We start from the raw sequence: 6111 nt of genomic DNA, 5'->3' as shown, positions 1-6111 counted from the left end.
GGACTTAGCCGATATCAGTAAGGAATAGAGAAGAAACCAAGCTGAATTTTTCTGGCCGTTAAACTATAAATAATACGAAAACAGCCTTTAATAATAAAACAAATGTTCCCCCATACCTCCTCTTGTCTTAAAATACTATGAATCCTATTATAAATTTATCTGAAAAATTTGTAAATTCTAATATTAGTTCATTGTTAAAAAATAGGAAAATCTATATATTTTAACTTCCTTAAGATTGGTATTTGTATGGCTTAAAAACGGCATTACTTAGGTGTATTGTCCTTTAAGTAGGTAAACGAAGCAGATATAATTAATGAAGAAACTAAACAATCGTAAGTAAAAGGGGACCTGTTGATGGCCGCAATATTAATTGTTGATGATGATGTTAATATTTTATTTTTAGTAAAAAATCAGCTCCAGCAGGCGGGACATCATGTTTTCCAGGCATCGCACGGGACTGAGGCTTTAAAGGTTCTTGAGCAGACTGTCATTGATTTAGCGGTGGTCGATGTGATGATGCCAGGCATGAATGGCTACGAGCTGACTAGACAAATTAGGGAGATGCATGATATTCCTGTCATCATGCTGACGGCCAAGGGGCAAATTGACGACAAGGAACTGGGATTCCTTTCAGGAACGGATGATTACATCGTGAAGCCATTCGATCCAAAAGAATTGAATTTCAGGATCAATGCGCTGTTTCGCCGTTATCAAAAGCGTAGCAATCTGTTGATTACGATTGGAAATGTAACGATCAACCAGCAGAATTTCGAGATTCAGGTTCATGACCGTACGATTCTTTTGCCGCTTAAAGAATTTGAACTGCTTTCTTATATGGCGTCAAGGCCGAATCAGGTATTTACGAGAAACCAACTGATTGAAGAAATATGGGGACTTGATTTTACAGGAGATGAACGGACTTTAAATGTTCATATCAAAAGGCTGCGTGACCGTTTCTCTGAACTGACAAATGACTTTGCAATTAAAACGATCAGGGGAGTCGGATATTTAGTCGAGGTTCAGGGCAAATGAAATCGATTTATTCAAAGTTTGTTTTTGCGACGGTTGCCATTATTGTCATAAGCACGATTCTCGGCTTCTTTATTTCCAATACGTATTACCAACAGTATATAAAGCCTTTGAATGACGAAAAAAATGTCAGTGTGGCGAACAATCTTGCCGGGTACATTGATGGCGAGGCAAATCTTAACCTGGAAGCCTATTTAAAAAGTGCTGCTGCTATGGGCTATCAAATATACGTAGTCAGCGGCAGCGGCTATGAACGATATTTTGGGGCTGATTTTAAACGACAGAACCTCGGACAGGAAGCTGTGGATGCAGTGCTGAAAGGTGAAGTCTATCATGGCATGAAAGAATTCCCGATGGAAACCTTCGTGACTGGCTTTTTCGCTAATGAATTGCGCAATACAGTGGGTGTTCCGTTCCATTATCAAAACGAACAATATGCGATGTTTCTCCGCCCTGACATAAAGTTGTTGTTCAGTGAAATCCATGTCCTGATGGGCTGGATGATCCTGATTATGTTTTTTGTCAGCGTCATCCTTGTGCTGATTGCATCCAAGTACCTGGTCAAGCCAATCGCAAAGCTGACCACGGCAACCAAGGAAATCCAGGAAGGGAAATTTGACATCAAACTGGATATTAGCAGACAGGATGAATTAGGGGTGCTGGCAAGGAGCTTTGAGGAGATGAGTTTAAGGCTGAGCCAGCTTGATCAGATGCGGACAGAATTTGTTTCAAATGTGTCCCATGATTTCCAATCACCGTTACAGAATATCCAGGGCTATTCTCAAATGTTGGAGAAGGAAAATTTGCCTCCCGCTGAAAAAGCACAGTACATCCACGTGATTCAGCAGGAAACAGGCCGGCTGAGCTTGCTGACAAAGCAGCTTCTTCTTCTCACTTCTTTGGAAAAAGAGGATTTTTATTTCAAGCCTGCTGCTTTTCAATTAGGAAATCAGCTGAAGGACTTGGTTCAAACATATTTATGGCAGCTTGATGAGAAGGGGATTACGATTACCTACAACATTCCGAGTGTTGTTTTCTATGGAGATTCTTCGCTGCTTTATAATGTTTGGGAAAATCTTTTAACAAATGCCATTAAGTACAATAAAGAAAACGGGGAAATAGAGCTTTCTCTCCGTGATGAATCAGATTGTATCACAGTGGCCATCAAGGATACTGGAATCGGGATGGATACTGGAGAAATGGAGCGGATTTTCGAAAGATTTTACCGTGCGGATCCTTCAAGGTTCAGAGGAATAGAAGGCACAGGCCTCGGCCTGTCAATTGTAAACCGAATCATAAAATTGCATAAAGGAACAATTTTGGTAAACAGCGAGCCTGATAAAGGGACTGAATTTATTGTCACACTTCCAAAATTGTAATCTGGTGTTCACCTTCCGTTCACTTTCGATTCTTATAATGAGAATCGTTAGTAAGCGGAAGGTGTTTTTTTTGAAATCATTTAAGGGGTGGTTATTTTGAAGGGAAAAAATTTTGCACTGCTCAGATTCTCAGCTGTATTTTCAGTGATTGGAGCGATGCTGGGCGCACACATGGCCGGTTCAGGTTCATACGCGTTCCGGCCGATCCATGCTCACATATTGGTGGTTGGCTGGTTAACACTGTTTGCCTGGGCAGTTTATTATGAAGTTTTTACAATCACATCGAAAAAGCTGGCTGTATGGCACACATGGACAGCGATCATCGGGGCATCAGGGCTTACGGCGGGAATGTGGCTGCAAAATTTGAAGCCATTTGATCTGCCAGAAGCGGCATCGCTGATTTTATATATTGGCGGTGGCGTGACTCTGCTAGTCAGTTTTATTCTTTTTCTGGTTTCTACATTTTTTATTGAAAAGAAGTGAGGCGGGAAGGATCATGATAAGCGTCTCCAGGAGTGAGGGGAAAGCATGTTGAAGTGGGCTAAGAAATTAACGGTTTTTTCAAGCAGTAAAAAGGGAGCGAAGGGCATTGTTGCAATCTGGTTTATTGCTGCAATCCTTATGGGATGGCTGGCCCCGGGTGCGAGTGATTATGCGACTAGCATAAATGAGTCGGGGCTTCCGGAGGATTCAGTTTCACAAAAAGCGGATGAGAAAATTAAGGAGTATTTTCCGGAGGACAAAGGGACGCCGGCTTTGCTTGTTTTTAATAAAAAGAGTGAATTCACCGATACCGATTTTGCCGTTATTGATGATATCAGCAAAAAAATAGAAGCGGCGAAGCTTGAACCAGTGAAGGCGGTTGTACCTTTTCATAAGATGCCTCCTCAGGCAAAAGCGTCGTTTCTATCAGAAAACAATACAACATTGATTTTACCGGTGTCATTGAAGGAAAATCTTGAGCGGAAGACGATTAACGAGACGATCGAGAATTTAGGCAAGATGGCGAAAGCGGAATTAAAGTCCAATGATGATGTTAAGCTGGCGATCACGGGCCCAGCTGGTATTGTCGCGGATATGATCAGCATTTTTGCTAGAGCCGATGTTGTCCTGCTGCTTGGGACGATGGGGCTGATCTTTGTTTTGTTAATCGTGATTTATCGTTCACCGCTGTTGGCTTTGGTGCCGTTATTAGGTGCTGGGATTGTCTATGAGGTGGTAAATAAGACAATTGGCATATTTGGCTCAGCGGGCATGGGAATTGACAGCCAAGCGACCTCGATTATGTCGATTCTGCTTTTTGCTGCATTAACGGATTATTCCTTGTTCATCGTGGCGCGTTTCAAGGAAGAACTGAAGAAAGAGGAAAATAAGTACACAGCAATGAAGCGGGCGATGGAGGAGGTTACAGAGCCGATCCTCTTTAGCGGCGGTACGGTCCTTGCGGCGATGCTCGTCTTGTTTGCTGCCATTTATGAACCATACCGGAACTTTGCTCCGGTATTCTCGCTTGCATTGGTGCTGATCATTTTAGGCGGCCTCACTTTGCTGCCGGCCTTATATGTTCTTTTTGGAAGAAAAGCGTTCTGGCCAGCGATCCCGAAGGTCGATTTTACAGAAGAGGCGAAACAAACCTTTTGGGCAAAGCTCGGCTCTGGCGTTGTGAAAAATCCTTTGAAAAGCGGTTTTTTTGTGCTGATCCCGCTTGTGATCATTGCCTTGAACACATTGAACATCGAGTACTCCTTCAATTTGATAAAGTCCTTCCCTGACGATATCCAGTCACGTCAAGGATATGAAATTCTGGAAAATAATTTCTCGCCAGGTGAGTTGGCACCTACAACGGTTGTCGTTGAAAGCAATGAAGAATTGGACGTAGAAAAGCTGCAGTCGTTGAGAGAAGAGCTACTGTCAGTTAAAGGGGTTGAAATGGTAAATCCCAACTTTTGATCTAAAGATCCAATAGAGAAAATGAGACTCGATTCATCGTTTTCTGAGAATCGCAAAGCGGCTTCGCTGGAGATTGTGTTTGCAGGGAACCCTTATGATCAAAAAACGTTTGATATTTTAAACGAGATTCGTAATGACAAGTCTGAGCTAATCGACAATGCCGGTCTGGAAGGGACCAAGTTATATTTTGCTGGTGAAACAGCGAAGCAGGCGGAAATTCGTGATGTCAATCAGCGGGATACGATGGTGGTCGTCGTTTTAACCACTGTTGTCATTATGCTTTTGCTGGGATTGCAGACGAAATCACTGCTTGCACCAATTTACATGATGGCAACCATCATCCTGTCATACTTTACAGCGCTCGGAGCTGGCTCATTTATCTTTGACCAATTCTTCGGCTATACGGAAATCAGCTACCGGATCCCGTTGTACACCTTTATCTTCCTTGTGGCTTTAGGGGTGGACTACAATATCATGCTAATTTCACGGATAAAAGAGGAAGCGAGAAAGCACCCGATCAAAGAAGCAATCAGCCTCGGATTGGCGCATACAGGGGGAGTCATTTCTTCAGCAGGATTAATCCTGGCCGCGACATTTGCAGTCCTGATCACCCAGCCAATCATGGAATTGTTCATGTTTGGATTTACAGTTGCTATCGGTGTATTGATCGACACATTCCTGATCAGAACCATTCTGGTACCTGCAATCATGGTGAAGTTGGGGAAATACAGCCTTTGGCCGCAGAAGGTGACGGCTGAAGAGGCAGATTTGAACGTATAAGCGAGAATGGGAGTTGGGAAAATTATCGAGGGTATTTTTCAAATAAAAAAGCGTGCTCATCAATGTGGGCGCGCTTTTAGCATAAGTATTTAGCTTTTTTCTAATTCTTCCTCAAAATAAAAAGTGCTGGGATGTTCCTTGACGATATAGGAGAACCTCTTCATGTTTTTTACATATTGAGATTTCATGATCGTCACAGTTTCCCCAGTCTCTCTAATGTTCACAGACTGACCAGCCTTATATAAGTTGCTCGAGCTTTTCAATTAGACACGCCCTTTCATAGTCTTTTTATTATAACATATTTTTCACTTTCTTTCCGGAAATATGAGAGTGTCGGATGGGCTCTTGCTCTAACATTATGGACGAATATTGGGCAATATATGATTTTGCCTATATTTTGGTAATTCTTTTAAAGCTTGCACAATTATATTATTTCTGTTATTCTTAGGAAGAATTATTTTTGCCGGTATGTAAGGGAAGAACATGTAATGCTTTTTCGCCTGGATATCACTGAGAGCAAGAATAGTAACAAATTGTGTGGATTACACACTAGGAGGCAACAAATATGGAAAACGGTAAAGTAAAATGGTTTAACGCAGAAAAAGGTTTTGGATTCATCGAACGCGAAGGCGGAGAAGACGTATTCGTACATTTCTCAGCTATCCAAGGCGAAGGTTTCAAATCACTTGAAGAAGGTCAAGAAGTTTCTTTTGACGTAGAACAAGGCGCTCGTGGACCACAAGCAGCTAACGTTACAAAACTATAATAACGATTGGCACATACAAACAAGCTCTGAGTAATCAGAGCTTGTTTTTTTATACCCTGCTTTAGCACACCACCGTACTGGGGGTCAGACCCCCAGTGGTTTAACGCGTTGCAGTGCCGGGGGTCTGACCCCCGGTGCTTTAATGTGTGAAAGGATTTTCTTTTTATGTACAAAATATGTATAACAAAAAACCCCACTTGGTTAGAG

General features: G+C 42.2%; 6 protein-coding genes. All 6 read left to right on the top strand.

Features of this window, described 5'->3' with window-relative positions; translation table 11 throughout:
- The first annotated feature begins 354 nt into the window (after positions 1 to 354).
- On the top strand, positions 355 to 1032 hold the full coding sequence (locus WB217_RS06335) for a response regulator transcription factor (protein WP_423991716.1): 678 nt from the start codon (positions 355 to 357) through the stop codon (positions 1030 to 1032).
- Positions 1029 to 2408, top strand: a complete 1380-nt coding sequence (locus WB217_RS06330; protein ID WP_423991714.1) for a sensor histidine kinase — start codon at positions 1029 to 1031, stop codon at positions 2406 to 2408. Before WB217_RS06335 ends, WB217_RS06330 begins: the two co-directional genes overlap by 4 nt.
- A gap of 156 nt (positions 2409 to 2564) precedes the next feature.
- Positions 2565 to 2891 (top strand): hypothetical protein, encoded by a 327-nt coding sequence (locus WB217_RS06325; protein ID WP_423991718.1) that lies wholly within the window; start codon positions 2565 to 2567, stop codon positions 2889 to 2891.
- Between the two features lie 48 nt (positions 2892 to 2939).
- Entirely contained in the window at positions 2940 to 4358 is a 1419-nt protein-coding gene (locus WB217_RS06320; protein WP_423991712.1) for an MMPL family transporter, read from the top strand.
- A gap of 21 nt (positions 4359 to 4379) precedes the next feature.
- Entirely contained in the window at positions 4380 to 5138 is a 759-nt protein-coding gene (locus WB217_RS06315) for an MMPL family transporter (RefSeq protein ID WP_423991710.1), read from the top strand.
- 565 nt (positions 5139 to 5703) lie between these two features.
- Entirely contained in the window at positions 5704 to 5904 is a 201-nt protein-coding gene (locus WB217_RS06310) for a cold-shock protein (protein ID WP_041967029.1), read from the top strand.
- Positions 5905 to 6111: the final 207 nt, after the last annotated feature.

This window comes from Mesobacillus sp., from assembly GCF_049588175.1.
Lineage (GTDB): Bacteria > Bacillota > Bacilli > Bacillales > Cytobacillaceae > Mesobacillus.
This window is presented reverse-complemented; position numbering and strand designations above follow the sequence as displayed.